We start from the raw sequence: 14991 nt of genomic DNA, 5'->3' as shown, positions 1-14991 counted from the left end.
TCGCATTAATTTAAATGGAATGAGCCCGGTAGAATACCGAGCTCATTATATTAAAAAGATTGCATAACTTCGTCCAACTTTTTGGGGTCAGTCCAAGATAACCGCTTTCATTATTTAGTTTATTGTTGAACCGTTTTTCACAATATCATTATCAGGATTTACGAAAACTAATTTTCCATCAGGATCTTCAGTCATTAAAATCATACCTTGACTTTCAACGCCTCTTAATTTTCTTGGAGCTAAGTTAGCAAGAACAGTAACCTTTTTCCCAATAACTTCTTCAGGAGAGAAATGTTCAGCAATACCAGAAACAATAGTTCTAACATCTAATCCAGTATCTACTTTTAATACCAAAAGTTTGTTTGCTTTCGGCATTTTTTCTGCTTCAAGAATAGTTCCAACCCTTAAGTCTAATTTAGCGAAGTCTTCAAACGTAGCAGTTTCTTTTTGTTCTTCTACTTTTTTATTCTCAGCAGCATTAGCTTTTTTAGAAGCTTCTAAGCGGTCTAATTGTTTTTGAATTTCTTCATCTTCAATCTTAGCGAATAACAATTCTGCTTGTCCAATTTGGTGATCTGCTGCAATCATTACTGTATCTTCAGAAATAGACTTCCAAGAAATAGGAGTACTAATATTTAAGATAGACTTCAATTTGTTAGCAGTAAATGGCAAGAAAGGCTCAACAAGCGTACTTAATGCAGCAGCAATTTGTAAAGCTACATACATTTGAGTTTTTATTCTTTCTGGATTTTCTTTAATCAACTTCCAAGGTTCTTCATCAGCAAGATATTTGTTTCCAAGACGAGCAACATTCATTAATTCAGACAATGCTTCTCTAAAGCGGTATCTTTCAACAGAACTCTCAATAACACTTGGGTACGCTCTTAATTCTTGTAAAGTAGCTATATCAACATCAGAAAATTCATTTGGATGAGGAACAATTCCGTTGTAATATTTATTTGTTAAAACAACAACTCGGTTGATGAAGTTACCAAAAATAGCAACTAACTCATTGTTGTTTCTTGCTTGAAAATCTTTCCAAGTAAAGTCGTTATCTTTTGTTTCAGGAGCATTTGATGTCAATGCATAACGTAAAACATCTTGTTTTCCTGGGAAATCTTCTAAATATTCGTGTAACCAAACAGCCCAATTTTTAGAAGTAGAAAGCTTATTACCTTCTAAGTTTAAGAACTCATTTGCAGGAACGTTGTCAGGCAGAATATAACTACCTTCTGCTTTCAACATGGCAGGGAAAATAACACAGTGGAAAACAATATTATCTTTTCCAATGAAGTGCACTAATTTAGTATCATCAGATTTCCAATATGGTTCCCAATCTTTTCCTTCTCTTTCTGCCCATTCTTTTGTAGAAGAAATATATCCAATTGGAGCATCAAACCATACATAAAGAACTTTTCCATCAGCACCTTCAACAGGAACAGGAATACCCCAATCCAAGTCACGAGTTACCGCACGTGGTTTTAAACCATCTTCTAACCAAGATTTAACCTGACCATAAACATTCGGTTTCCAGTCATTTTTATGACCATCTAAAATCCACTCACGCAAGAATGTATCATATTGATCAAGGGGTAAAAACCAGTGTTTAGTTGATTTTAAAATAGGTTTAGAGCCTGTAATAGTCGATTTAGGGTTAATTAAATCAGTAGCATTTAATGAAGTACCACATTTTTCACATTGGTCTCCGTATGCTTCTTCGTTAGCACATTTTGGACAAGTACCTGTTACAAAACGGTCTGCCAAAAACTGTTGTGCTTGTTCATCATATAATTGTTCAGTAACTTCTTCAATAAATTTGCCTTCACTATAAAGCTTTTTGAAAAATTCAGAAGCAGTTTGATGATGGATTGAAGAAGAAGTTCTTGAGTAATTGTCAAAAGAAATACCAAAATCCACAAACGATTGTTTGATAATTCCGTTGTATTTATCAATAACTTGTTGTGGAGTAATACCTTCTTTTTTCGCTTTCATAGAAATAGCTACCCCATGTTCATCACTTCCACAAATAAAAGCTACGTCTTTTCCTTGTAAACGTAAAAATCTTGCATAAATATCAGCAGGTACATATACCCCAGCTAAGTGTCCAATGTGAATAGGACCATTAGTATATGGCAACGCCGCTGTAAGCGTGTATCTTTTTGGATTTTGTATCATAAATCAATTATAGTTTTCTAAAAAACAATTCAAATAAGACTGCAAAAATAAGCATTACGAACGGAATACATCTATTTATTTTAAATCATCTTGATTACAGTGTAGTAAACAAGAATAATTTATAGTCGAAATTATAACGAATTGTTTTTTAATATAGAATTCTGTGGAGAAGCAAATTATTTGCTCTTCTCGTTTTGTATCATCTGTTTCATATCGTCATTCATTTCAAAACGTTGATTTGTTGAAGACGAGCTGTTTTCACTTGTTCCATGCATTGGAATTTCTACAGCTTTATCAGTTTGTTCAGAAGTATTGTTTGACACTTGAGAAGTAGTACTTGTTGTAGACTCGGATTTCTTATCAGTACACGAAGCCATAAACACAGTTCCGATTGTTAGTAAAGTAAATATTTTTGTTTTCATGTTTATCATTTCTTAATGCACAAAATTACTGTTTTCAAAATAGAATGGTTATGAATTCGTAGAAGTATTACTCTCTTTAATAATCTCTATAGACGCTTTCGGAATAGTAAACTGACTATCGATAGATTCTATCACATCAGTTGTCTGTTGTTTTTTTATAAGCATAATGAATACGCAAGAAATAAGCCAATTAGCCCAAAATAAATAACCACCAGCGTGAAAGTATATTTTCATATGCTTATGTGACGTTGTAGTAAAGTCTTGAAATGTATAATAGGCACCATATATACCAACACCAATTGCAAGAAGTACAATAGGGATATATATCCATTTAGACGAAAATTTTTTAAAAAGGACTAATATCAAAATCAACACCAATTGAATAGCAAAAATCACTAAAGCTGTTTTCCAAACGGTTTTGAAAATTGTGTATTCTTTGTAAAACAAGCTAATGCTTACTCGCCCTACAAAAGACATTTTAGAAAAAAGCATTGCAGATGCAAAAGACAAAAGCAATTGCGTAAAGATTAGAAATGTAACTTTTTTTGCCATAATCTAATTGGTAACTTTCCAGCCATTTTCTTCTGAATACTTAAGTCTAAACTTTTTAGTGATGAACTTTGTATTCGGAGTTTTATCTTTATATAAAAAAGCAAACGGTGTAAACTCTTTGTTTAGCATAACATTAGCAGTGGCTGTTTTCTTCCCGTTATTTTCAATTTGTACATTACTGTTTTTATCTAAGCGATAAACAACTGTTTTTACTTTCACTCTATCATTTTTTTGGCTCAACACAAAAGGGTGAGACTTTTCAGTCATCTTTAAAGTAACATTCCAAATAGAGTCTTTTGACAACCATTTCTTTTTAGCAGTTTCTTCTTCAAATGAGATATAGCCGTCATTTTCCAATTGTTTATAAAAAGTGATTAGCTCTTTATCTTTTGTCGTTTTCAGTCGCATCTTACCTATTTGAAAGTTATTACTCTCATAAATAGGTTTTTCATTTAAATAGCCTTCAATAGTTGAGTACGCTTTTGAAGTATTGATATTTTTATCATTACAACTCGTCAAAAATAGACCGAGAAATAAAAGAATAAAGGCAACGTAACTTTTTGAATTCATAATATAAATTTTAATCAAAAATACAAAAAAAGCTCTTAGTTTGATTAAGTTTTTGAAAGGACTTATTGTGTTGATATGTAGTAAATTATGAGTATTAAAAAAGGCTACAATTACGTAGCCTCTTTTTTTAAATATGGTTAGTTTCTAACCCAAAGTTCTATGTCTTTTTCAACAACTTTTCCGTTTGAATTAGCACGAATAGTTATTGAAGATTTTCCTGTTTTGTCATTTGTGTTGAAAATCAATTTATCATTTTCAATTACTGCTGTTCCAAAAGTAGAATCAAATTTAGTAATTGTTTTTTCAATTAATCCTAATGGAGAGTCTTGATCAACAATTACTTCACCAATAGAAACAGAGAATTCTTTATTTGGCTTCAGTACAATTTGATTAGGCAATATTTCAGGAGCATTATTATCTTGGAAGAAAGGCATTGAAGGGAACCAATAATGACCATTTTTATCATTTGCCTCTCCACCTTGCATAAAAATTTCTCCTTTTTTAGCACCTGAATTTGATAAAATTCTTGTCCAATTGTATCCTCCGTTAGGACCCCAACCATTTTTTTTGATTAAAAGAACAATATCTCCATTGAAAGGATCTACACGTAAACCAGCTCCATAGAAAGTAAGTTCATTACCGTCAGCATCATTTCCTAATAGGTGGAATTCTGTATTTAACGTTCCTGTGGTAGTGTCAAATTTACCAACTTTGTTACCACCACCCCATGCTCCAGCATCAGAAACCCAATATAAGGCATCCTCTTGCATACTTGCCGTTAATGAACCAGCATTCCACGCACCCCAAGTACCTGGTATATTCGATGGAGCAATGTCGTAAGATTTAATATCATTGTAGTCTTTTGGGTTGATGCGGATAAGTTCTTTTTCTTTTCCTGCCCAAATTACACCATGTCTATCAATCGTTACCTGTGTATAATTACCAGCTAATGTTATTTTAACTTCATCTGTTTTTGTATCAATAATAACAAGTCCTTTTCCTTGAACAACTGCATAAACTTTACCATCAGCATATACCATATTTCCAGTCTGACCAGCAACATCTGCTATTGTACCTGCTGTTTTTAGGTTTTTAATATCAAAGATAGTTATCCCGTTTCCAGTAGAGATGTATCCTTTTGAATCTGAAACCCCAACAAAAGCACGTCCATCACCATTAATATCTTCAAGAGTTTTTACTTCTTTGAAATTCTTATCAGTTACAACAAAGCGATTTCTTTGTTTTGACACGAAATAATAATAGTCTCCATAAGCTGTTGCATAAGCTAAAGTTGTACCTAATTTCTTTCCAGAATTAGCTGCTCTATAAATTCTATACTGTGGTTGTAATGCATAGTCTAATTGGTTCACAGTACCTTCATCGTGTCCAAACCAATCTTCGTTAGCAATGTAGAATGCAGTTGGTTTAATTAAAGGAGTAGCTGCCGTTGGCGGAATGATTCTAAATCCTTCATCATCTCGAGTTGAGTTATCATCACTATTACAAGCAAAAGTTAAAGCAAGTAAGCCCAAAGACATTGAGCGGAAAAGCACATTCTTAGTAAATATCATTTTTTGATTTTTAAGTTAATCCTGTTTTTATACACTGAATTAATTCAAATGTATTACAATAATTTTTGTTCTTAAAATGAGGGTGTATTTTTTTTAAAAAAAGAAGTATTCCCTAAAACAGTTCCATTTGTATAGGACGATCATCAGGTTGAGAAAGAAACATAAACGTATCTATTATATCATACTGTCTTCTTTCCAGGTTGAATTTTCTAAGTGCAATATGATCACACAAAAATTCTAAGTGTTGTTTTCCAAATAATTGATATGCTTTTTCTATTTTCTGCGCATCTAATTTACGCGCTATAGATAAGTGAGCGTCATAACTTTTAGTTATCACTTTAATTTGTAATGTTTCAAGTAACTGTTTTACATAGTCTTGTAAAATCATCTTTGCATTTGTGTCAACAGTTAAGAAAAAAGCTCCGTTAGGGTAGGTGTCAAAATCGTTTAAAACTACACCAGTAGGAGTAAATCTATTACAACATCGTTCAACTTGCAGTTTTACTCTTTTTATTTCAGTTTCAGAAGCGTGAAATTCAACAATAGTCAAGTGTGCCAATGAATTTTTGCTATTATACCAACCGATTTCTTCAGCAAGCTTTAGCTTCATTTGTTTAACAGTCTCAATGATTTGATCACTGGGCTGAAAGCACAGAGAATATTTATGAATAGAATGCATACGATTTTATTTAAGGATAAAAGTAAAAAAATAAATCGTGTTGAGAAAAAAAGCCTAAAAAATAGTTAACAAAGTTTTTTTTGAACCAAGCTGATAAGTGTCATATTTTGAGCTAACTGAGTGAGGTATCTTTGTAATAGGTTTTAAAGCTGCTTCATAATCAAATGAAAATAGAGTTAGCGGTTTTTTGGTTAGTTATAAAGGAAAAAAAGGTATCTTAATTTAAGATACCTTTTTTTGTTATCTTATCTCAAGATAACGCGTCCTTTGAAAGGAACGTCGCAGTAAATATCAATATTGTGAGCCTTTGAAATAAAAATTTTACATGGCTTAATTTGATAAACAAAATTATCAATAATCTCTTCAACTTGAACCATTGGATGTTCAATTTGGTGTTGATTAAAAGTTACATGTAGTACATCGTTGTCAAAATCTAATGACGAAAATTCTTTTACGTATTTCATAATTGTAGTTGTTTTATGTAGTTATTATCTAAGTTACAAAATATAAGTGATATAGCGTTTTAAATTAGTAATTAAACCAGTATATCGCTTTAATAAGATAGTTCATAAATAGGTAATTCTATCTGATGACTTTTAATCAGAGTCCTATTGTGAGGTCAAAAGATTATAATCTTTATAAGCCTATGAAAAGACCAATAATTATCTATTTTTCTAAATCGTAAGTTAATCTTCTTTTTTTGGGATTATATGATATTCATCGATGTTGTAATTTTCTTCAAAGCGCAATTTTCCATTCTTATAATACTCTTTAAAGTTTCCATAAAGTTCCCCATTTCTGTAATTTCTATCAAGATGTAACTGTCCATTATCATAATATTCTTTAGCACTTCCATGGCGATTTCCATCTTTGTAGTGCTCTTCAGCTTTTAATTGTCCATTGTCATAATATCTCTTAAATATCTCATTTCGTTTTCCGTTTATGTAATTCTCTTCGGATTCTAATTGCCCGTTCTTATAGTACATATTAAAAACTCCATGCAGTTGCCCATCTTTGTAATCTACTTCAGATTTTAATTGTCCATTATCATAATACCACTTACAATTACCAATTTCTTTTCCGTCTTTATAATTCTCTTCCGATTCTAATTGGCCATTCGTATAATACTTTTTAGCAACTCCGTGGCGTTCTCCATCTTTGTAATTCTCTTCCGATTCTAATTGTTTATTCTCATAATACTCTTTAGAAACCCCGTGGCGTGCGCCATCTTTGTAATTGGCTTCAGCTTTTAATTTACCATTTCTATAATACTCTTTAGAAATACCATCACGTTCACCATCTTTATAATTTCTTTCAGCTTTTAATTTTCCATTATCATAATATTCTATAGAGCTTCCCTGAGGTTTCCCTTCTTGGAAATTTATTTTAATCTTTAGTTTTCCATTCTCGTGATATTCCTTTCCAATTTTATGAAGTTCTCCTTCTTTGGAATTTACTTCAGCTTTTAATTTACCATTCTCGTAAAACCATTTCCCGACCCCGTGATGTTTTCCATCCTTGTAGTTTATTTCGTATTTTAATCTTCCATTATCATAGTACTCAGATGAAATTCCATTAAATTTTTCTTCCGTATTGATAAGATAAAAAACACCGTTTCTCTTCTGCAGTTTATCCATCGCAATATTTTGAGGTTTGCAGTTAATAGAAACAAATAACAGCAAAATAATAGCGTATATCTTTTTCATTATTGTCTATTTTAAAACTATCAAAATTAGGTAATTACTTAGGATAATCAGTTGTTATACAAACTTTTCAGTAGTTGATAAATCTACTTGCCTTGTCGTAAAGCAAAGAAGTCCTTCAAACATTATTTTAGAATTTCTTTTATTAAATGAAAATATTTACTTACTCAAATACCTGTAATTAATTGATAGCTAAGTAGTAGGGGGTGCAATAATATATCAAAATTAAGTACCTATTGAAAACTAAATCAAACAAAATAAGAAAGCATTGCTTATATTTAGCAATATGTACATACTTTCTATTTTATCATTATCAGCATACCAATATGCGGTAATATTAGGGTTTTTATATTGTTTGTGGCTGACTTTCCGAATAGGTAAACGATTAAAACAAAGTAAGGGAACATCCCTTGGTTGTATTGGATTTGGCTATGTTTTTTTAGTCGTTGGGTGTATTACAACATTTGCCTTAACTGGGTTATTAGTATTGGGAGATACTATTTATGATAAAACAAGAACATTCACAAAAGGAGATAAATACGAAGCTGTTTATTACGATTATACCTCTTATGAAAGTTATGATTCTGAAAGTGGGAGAACATCTACGATGTACACACCAATCATTCGATTTACAACAGCAAAAGGTCAGTTAATGGAGAAAACTTTAAATTATTCCAGTAGTTCAAAACCGATAATAGGAAACAAGGTAACAGTGTATTTTGATGCAGATCGTTCTGATATTGCTATCCTTTCTTTTGGAATAATTGCAATGACTTTAGGGGTAATCTTTTTCTTTTCAATTATCATTTTTCTCTTCATTGGAGTTACGATGTATGCCATGGGACATTCTATGAAGCGCTATAAACAAATAGCGGCTTATGTAGGTATAAATATGCTTGTTCCTTTGTTGATGGTGTTATTTGACGGGTTATTGATTTACGTTTTATTTGATGGAGAAGAAAAGCCTATTTGGGTAAACTTAGTTGTCGGTTTCTTCGCTTTAGTGATGACATTAAGTATCTGGGCTTATATAAAGTCTGTCGTTGGTAAAGAAATAAAATGGGTGAAAACAGGTGTAGGTACTTGGAGAGGAGAAGTGGTTGAAAAAATTGAAACTAAAACAGATAATGATTTGTTACAAAGGAAAGAGATAAAATATAAACAACGAACATCTCAGAAAAAGAAATAAAAAGGGACACTATAACGTATCCCTTTCAGTTATTCTTTCGTAACAATTTGCATTGTTTCTCTATTTACTTGTTTTAATAACAATGTTTTATCGCCTAATACTTTTTGAGCAGATAAGTCGTCAAAATGTCTAATGGTGTATAAAGAGACATTTTCATTATAGCTCACTTTAAACTTGTCGCTTAATACCAATCTCAAGTCTTCAAAGTGGTTGAATTTATCCTCTACACAAACAGAAAAGCTGATAGCTGAGTTTTGAATAACATTCACTTTGATATTGTATTCGCAAAACAATTTGAAGATATCACTAATGTTCTGTTCCATTATAAAAGAGAAATCTTTAGAAGATAATGAAATCAACAGTTGATTTTTCTTTACAATAAAGCAAGGAACATTAGGAGTTAGTGCCGCACCTTTAGAAACATTAGTTCCTTCTAATAAAGGATTTAGGAAAGATTTCACGTAAAGCGGAATCTCTTTTTGTCTAAGAGGTTGCAGTGTTTTTGGATGGATAACAGAAGCACCATAAAAAGCAAGCTCAATAGCCTCTTGATAAGAGATGTGCTCTAACAAAGTTGTTTCAGTAAAATATCTCGGATCAGCATTTAAAACGCCAGGCACATCTTTCCATATCGTAACACTTGTAGCATCTAAAGCATATGCAAAAATAGCCGCAGAATAATCTGAGCCTTCACGGCCTAAAGTAGTAGAGAATCCGTTATAATCAGACCCAATAAAACCTTGCGTAATATATAAGTTGCTGGTATTAATACTTCTTTTAATATTTTCAATAGTAATATCCCAATGTACATTAGCATCGCGGTAAACAGTATCTGTTTTTACTAAGTTTCTCGCATCAATCCAATGGTTTACTATTTGTTCTTCTTGTAAGTAGTAATGAAGGATTGTTGTAGAAATCACCTCCCCAAAGCTTACAATTTGGTCATAAACAAAATTGTAATTTGGCGATTTATTATTTAGTAAAAAGTAAGTGATATTTTCAAAAAGCTCTTCCAATTTAGTATAAATCACGTGCTCTTTGTTAGGAAATAAATCATTAACAATAGGGTAGTGGTAATTTTTTACAACATCCAGAGATTCTGCTAAATCAAATCTATTTTGAAAATAATTATGTACAACAACCTCTAAGGCATTTGTTGTTTTACCCATAGCAGATGCTACGATAAGGCTATTTTCATAACCGACAGTTCGCAATACTTTGCAAACGTTTCTTACATTTTCTGCGTCTCTAACAGAGGCACCACCAAATTTAAATATTCTCATAATTTAGAATTACTAAATTTTTCTATTCCGTTATAATCCATTTGAACAGTGTACCAATCTTCTAATACAGATGCCCCTGATTTTTTGTAGAAATTAATAGCAGCCTCATTCCAGTTTAACACTACCCATTCTACTCTTCTTACACCTTCTCTTTTTGCTATGTTCATAATTTCGGCATACAAAGCATATCCTGCTCCTGTACCTCTCATCGTTTCAGTAACAATTAGATCTTCTAAGTGAATTGTTTTTCCTTTCCACGTAGAATAGCGGTTGTAATACAAGGCCATTCCAATTATTTTTTGGTTGTGTTCTGCAACTATTACATTAAAAAGAGGGGTATCGGAAAACCCATCTCTGATTAAATCCTCAACCGTAATTTCTACGGCATCTGGCTCCTTCTCAAAAGTAGCTAACTCCTTAATTAATTGAAGCACATCGTACATATCGTCAGTTTTTGCCGGTCTAATATTCATATGTGTTGTTGATTTAATGGTTAATATCATAGATACAATGACAAAATTAACGATATTTGCAGTGTAAAATACACAACTAAAGAATCATTTTTAAAAATGACAACAGAAAGAAACCAGACTTTAGGAGAGTTTATTATTGAAAAACAGGAAGATTTTAAATATTCTTCTGGTGAGTTATCAAGATTAATCAATTCTCTTAGACTTGCTGCTAAAGTCGTAAGTCACCAAGTGAACCAAGCAGGATTAGTTGATATCGTAGGGGCTTTTGGAAAACAAAACGTTCAAGGCGAGCAACAACAAAAATTAGATGTTTTTGCCAATGAAGTATTTATTCAAACATTAATCAATAGAGAGATTGTTTGTGGTATTGCTTCTGAAGAAGAGGATGATTTTATATCAATCCAGGGTAGAAATGGAAGCAACGACAATAAATATGTTGTTCTTATGGATCCTTTAGATGGATCTTCTAATATTGACGTGAATGTATCAGTGGGAACTATTTTCTCTATTTACAGACGTGTTACGCCAATTGGAACACCAGTAACAAAAGAAGATTTCTTACAAAAAGGAGACAATCAAGTTGCTGCAGGTTATATCGTTTATGGGTCTTCTACAATGTTAGTTTATACTACAGGAAATGGAGTTCACGGGTTTACATTAAATCCAGCTATCGGAACTTTCTTCTTATCTCATCCAAATATGAAAATTAAAGAAGATGGACATATTTACTCTATTAATGAAGGTAACTACGTACATTTTCCACAAGGAGTAAAAGATTACTTAAAATACTGTCAAGCTGAAGAACAAGATCGTCCATATACTTCAAGATATATCGGAAGTTTAGTGTCTGATATTCACAGAAATATTTTAAAAGGAGGTATTTATATTTATCCAACAAGCACGAAAGCACCAAAAGGTAAATTGAGATTGTTGTACGAATGTAATCCTATTGCTTTCATTGTTGAGCAAGCGGGTGGTAGAGCATCAGATGGTTACCAACGTATTATGGAGGTTGAACCAACGGAATTACATCAAAGAGTACCTTTCTTCTGTGGAAGTAAAAATATGGTAGAAAAGGCTGAAGAATTCATGAAGAAATAAGAATTTTTAGATTATAAATAGAAGGAGCTGTTGTAAAATAGCTCCTTTTTTTATGGATTTTTTTGTGTGTTTCAAAACTTACTTCTGTTTATCCTATCTGATAATTATTAGTATGCTAATTTGTATGCTTGTATATAATTTGTGTAGTTTATGTATATTGAATGTATTCTTTTACATAGAAAGTATACAACGGGTATAGATACACTATACAAACACTATACAAACACTCATTATAAAACAGTAAAAAAACATAGTATAGTTTGCTTTGCGATCGGGTAATAAGATTTTTTTTGAAGTAATTAAAAAGTTGAAAATTTTAATAATAAAAAAAGAGGAAACCTTTTTTAAGGTTTCCTCTTTCGAGTTTGTTAGTATTACACTAATAGTTTATTTCAACTATCCGTTGTAATAAGAATATTATTTCTTTTTCAGATTGTGTATTTCTGTAATAAATGTGTCTATATCTACATTTAAAACTAAAAGAGATAATGCTTTATCTACTAATAAGTCGATGTTTTGTGTAAAACCAAGAGCAACAGCAAACTTCTTTAATATCTCTTTTTGTTTAGGTCCTAATACGTGGTTTACATAAACCATTCTCGCCAAATCGTATAATCTTTCGATACGATGTGTTTCTAAGTAAGGTGGATTTACAGGATATTTCTCTGGGTCTGCTAATATGTTATTGTATTCTTCCACAGATATCTCTAAACGATGCGCAAGTTCGTCTAAAAAGGCTTTTTCTTCCGGACTGAAGTGCCCATTTGCTAATGCAACACGTACAATCGAAGCAAAATGGCCTTTGTTTCTGTCTTTAAATCCACTGTCAAATAAATCTGAGTATGCCATTTTTAAATAGTTTATAGGTTAATAGATTTTGATTAGTTTTTTACAAAGTATTTTTTTTAGGTAAAACCTATATTAAATGTACTAAATTAGTTGATATTGTGCTAAAAAACTTTTGATTAAACGATAGTATTATGAAAAGTTTAAGAGAGAAGAAAAGGGCATTTTAAGGGATATAAAGCTTTACGTTCAGTTTTTTTAAAGTTTGACTAAACCCTTGAATAACAAAAGGAATGTTTATTTTTGTTATTTATTGACTGTTTACGTCTTAAAAACAAGCACAACTTTCTATGGATACAAATAAAAATACAAAATACGACAAGGCTTATTTGCGTATTGCACGTGAGTGGGGACAATTATCTTACTGTAAAAGAAAACAAGTAGGAGCAATTATTGTAAAAGACAGAATGATTATTTCTGATGGGTATAATGGTACGCCAACTGGATTTGAAAATTGTTGTGAAGATGATAATGAAAATACACATTGGTATGTACTTCACGCAGAAGCAAACGCTATTTTAAAAGTAGCAAGTTCAACACAAAGTTGTCAGGATGCTACGCTTTATATTACAATGTCTCCTTGTAGAGATTGCAGTAAACTTATCCATCAAGCAGGAATAAAACGAGTAGTTTATATGGAAGGGTATAAAGATGTAGAGGGAATTAACTTTTTGGAAAAAGCAGGGGTGGAAGTAGTTCATATCCCCGATTTAGATTAATTAAAACAAAAGGATGAAAAAGTATTACTGGCCACTGATTATTTCAATATCACTTGCTCTGGGAGTTCTCTTAGGAGGGTTTGTTGTTTCTGCCTCTCAAAAGGGTAGAAGTGGTTTTTATACTAATCACAATAAGCTGAAATTAAATAGGCTTCTTGATTTTATTGAGCAAGAGTATGTTGATAATGTCAATACTGATTCTATTGTTGATAAAACAGTGTCAACTATATTAGAACAACTTGACCCACACTCTATCTATATTGCAAAGAACGATATGCAATCAGTTACAGAGTCTATGAAAGGAAGCTTTGTAGGTATTGGAGTTCAGTATTATTTTTATAAAGATAGTATTGCGGTTATTAAGGAAATTGCAAATGGACCTGCGATGAAAGCTGGAGTAAAAGCTGGGGATAGAATTCTTAAGGCTGATGATATAACACTTTTTGGTAAAAATATAAGTACAGATACGATTGCGGCTGTTTTGAGAGGAGCTGAGAATACGGATGTTGTATTATCTATTTATAGAAAAACAACCGGAAAGACTTTTGATATTGTTGTGAACAGACAACCGATTCCGATTAAAAGTGTTGATGTTGCTATAAAATTGGAAGACGGCAAGGGATATATCAAGATAAACCGCTTTGCAAGTACAACTTATAATGAATTTAGAGTAGCATTAGAAAAATTAGTTGCTGCAGATATTTCTGGGTTAGTTTTAGACTTGAGAGATAATGGAGGGGGGTATATGGATCAGGCAATTAAAATGCTTGATGATCTATTAGATAAAGGTCTTGTAGTTGTAAAAACAATTAATAAAGGAGGTCAAGAAACGGTTAATAAAAGTAGAGGTAACGGTATTTTTACGGAGAAACCTTTGTATGTTTTAATTGATGAGAATTCTGCTTCAGCCAGTGAGATTATTGCTGGGGCTATACAAGATAATGATAGAGGGGTAATAGTAGGGAGACGTAGCTTTGGAAAAGGTCTTGTTCAACGAGAGTTAATGTTGGGAGATGGTTCGGCTATCCGATTGACTACAGCTCGTTATTATACACCTTCTGGGCGTTCTATTCAAAAGTCGTATAGCAACGGAATAAAAAGTTATAATGACGACTTTAAATCCCGTTATGAGCACGGTGAACTCTATGCTGCGGATAGTATAAAGGTAGCGGATAGTTTACAGTTTAAAACGCTAAAGGGTAAGATTGTATATGGTGGAGGAGGAATAGTTCCGGATTTATTTGTTCCTATTGCAGAAAAGCACGGAGAAGAAAATACAATTATGTTGATGAGGTCAAATATTGTTAATTACTTTGTTTTTGGTGAAATAGATAAAGACAGGAATAAGTTTACTTCTATGAAACAGGCTGAGGTTTTTGCCTACGTTCAGAATAGTGATAAAGTGTATAAGGGCTTTATAAAGCATTTAGAGGCGAGTAATTTATTCTTTAAACTTGATAGTAAAAAAGAGTTGATTAAGAGGTATTTGGCAGCGGAGTTTATTAATCAGTTGTATGGACCAAATGAATATTATACTTGGCTGATGAAAACAGATCCAATGATAATTGCGATAGATAAAAAGAAATAAAAATACAGGAAGTAAACATTGAAAAGTCACCATATTCTGGTGGCTTTTTTTGTGCAGTATAGCGACATAATAGCGTAAAAAAAAACGGCTTCAATATTTGAAGCCGTTTTTAGATTTATA

General features: G+C 32.0%; 15 protein-coding genes. 4 read left to right on the top strand and 11 right to left on the bottom strand.

Annotated elements, in window-relative coordinates; genetic code table 11:
* Positions 1-114: 114 nt before the first annotated feature.
* The 8 genes from metG to BLT46_RS06515 all read right to left on the bottom strand — a co-directional run bounded on the left by metG (position 115) and on the right by BLT46_RS06515 (position 7675).
* Entirely contained in the window at positions 115-2175 is a 2061-nt protein-coding gene (gene metG / locus BLT46_RS06550; RefSeq protein ID WP_090408015.1) for a methionine--tRNA ligase, read from the bottom strand.
* Between the two features lie 176 nt (positions 2176-2351).
* Positions 2352-2597: a hypothetical protein gene (locus BLT46_RS06545; RefSeq protein WP_090408011.1), complete on the bottom strand. Its 246-nt coding sequence runs from the start codon at positions 2595-2597 to the stop codon at positions 2352-2354.
* Positions 2598-2645: 48 nt separating this feature from the next.
* Positions 2646-3149 carry a cytochrome d ubiquinol oxidase subunit II gene (locus tag BLT46_RS06540; RefSeq protein ID WP_245722957.1) on the bottom strand — a complete coding sequence of 168 codons (504 nt, stop codon included), beginning with the start codon at positions 3147-3149 and terminating at the stop codon, positions 2646-2648.
* A gap of 3 nt (positions 3150-3152) precedes the next feature.
* Positions 3153-3719, bottom strand: a complete 567-nt coding sequence (locus BLT46_RS06535; protein ID WP_090408008.1) for a hypothetical protein — start codon at positions 3717-3719, stop codon at positions 3153-3155.
* 137 nt (positions 3720-3856) lie between these two features.
* Positions 3857-5290: a DUF5074 domain-containing protein gene (locus tag BLT46_RS06530; protein WP_090408005.1), complete on the bottom strand. Its 1434-nt coding sequence runs from the start codon at positions 5288-5290 to the stop codon at positions 3857-3859.
* Positions 5291-5402: 112 nt separating this feature from the next.
* On the bottom strand, positions 5403-5969 hold the full coding sequence (locus BLT46_RS06525; protein WP_090408003.1) for a 2'-5' RNA ligase family protein: 567 nt from the start codon (positions 5967-5969) through the stop codon (positions 5403-5405).
* Between the two features lie 245 nt (positions 5970-6214).
* Entirely contained in the window at positions 6215-6433 is a 219-nt protein-coding gene (locus BLT46_RS06520; RefSeq protein WP_090408000.1) for a hypothetical protein, read from the bottom strand.
* A gap of 222 nt (positions 6434-6655) precedes the next feature.
* A complete protein-coding gene (locus tag BLT46_RS06515) occupies positions 6656-7675 on the bottom strand; it encodes a toxin-antitoxin system YwqK family antitoxin (RefSeq protein WP_090407997.1) in 1020 nt (339 codons plus the stop codon).
* Positions 7676-7958: 283 nt separating this feature from the next.
* Here BLT46_RS06515 and BLT46_RS06510 point away from each other — a divergent pair, with 283 nt between their 5' ends.
* The gene (locus BLT46_RS06510) at positions 7959-8861 is read left to right on the top strand and encodes a DUF3592 domain-containing protein (RefSeq protein WP_090407994.1); all 903 of its coding nucleotides are present in this window, start codon (positions 7959-7961) and stop codon (positions 8859-8861) included.
* Positions 8862-8890: 29 nt separating this feature from the next.
* Here the strand turns inward: BLT46_RS06510 and BLT46_RS06505 are convergent, their stop codons facing one another.
* Together BLT46_RS06505 and BLT46_RS06500 are read right to left on the bottom strand one after the other, a co-directional pair.
* Positions 8891-10144: an aspartate kinase gene (locus BLT46_RS06505; protein ID WP_090407991.1), complete on the bottom strand. Its 1254-nt coding sequence runs from the start codon at positions 10142-10144 to the stop codon at positions 8891-8893.
* Positions 10141-10617: a GNAT family N-acetyltransferase gene (locus BLT46_RS06500; protein ID WP_090408032.1), complete on the bottom strand. Its 477-nt coding sequence runs from the start codon at positions 10615-10617 to the stop codon at positions 10141-10143. Before BLT46_RS06500 ends, BLT46_RS06505 begins: the two co-directional genes overlap by 4 nt.
* A gap of 96 nt (positions 10618-10713) precedes the next feature.
* Here BLT46_RS06500 and fbp point away from each other — a divergent pair, with 96 nt between their 5' ends.
* The gene (gene fbp / locus BLT46_RS06495; RefSeq protein ID WP_090407988.1) at positions 10714-11718 is read left to right on the top strand and encodes a class 1 fructose-bisphosphatase; all 1005 of its coding nucleotides are present in this window, start codon (positions 10714-10716) and stop codon (positions 11716-11718) included.
* A 417-nt stretch (positions 11719-12135) separates the two neighbouring features.
* Here fbp and BLT46_RS06490 read toward each other — a convergent pair whose 3' ends face one another.
* Positions 12136-12567: a tellurite resistance TerB family protein gene (locus BLT46_RS06490; RefSeq protein WP_090407985.1), complete on the bottom strand. Its 432-nt coding sequence runs from the start codon at positions 12565-12567 to the stop codon at positions 12136-12138.
* A 287-nt stretch (positions 12568-12854) separates the two neighbouring features.
* Here BLT46_RS06490 and BLT46_RS06485 point away from each other — a divergent pair, with 287 nt between their 5' ends.
* Positions 12855-13283, top strand: a complete 429-nt coding sequence (locus BLT46_RS06485; RefSeq protein WP_090407982.1) for a deoxycytidylate deaminase — start codon at positions 12855-12857, stop codon at positions 13281-13283.
* Positions 13284-13296: 13 nt separating this feature from the next.
* The gene (locus BLT46_RS06480; RefSeq protein ID WP_090407979.1) at positions 13297-14871 is read left to right on the top strand and encodes a S41 family peptidase; all 1575 of its coding nucleotides are present in this window, start codon (positions 13297-13299) and stop codon (positions 14869-14871) included.
* Positions 14872-14991 lie beyond the last annotated feature (120 nt).

Source organism: Myroides phaeus (genome assembly GCF_900099675.1).
GTDB classification, from domain to species: domain Bacteria; phylum Bacteroidota; class Bacteroidia; order Flavobacteriales; family Flavobacteriaceae; genus Flavobacterium; species Flavobacterium phaeum.
This window is presented reverse-complemented; position numbering and strand designations above follow the sequence as displayed.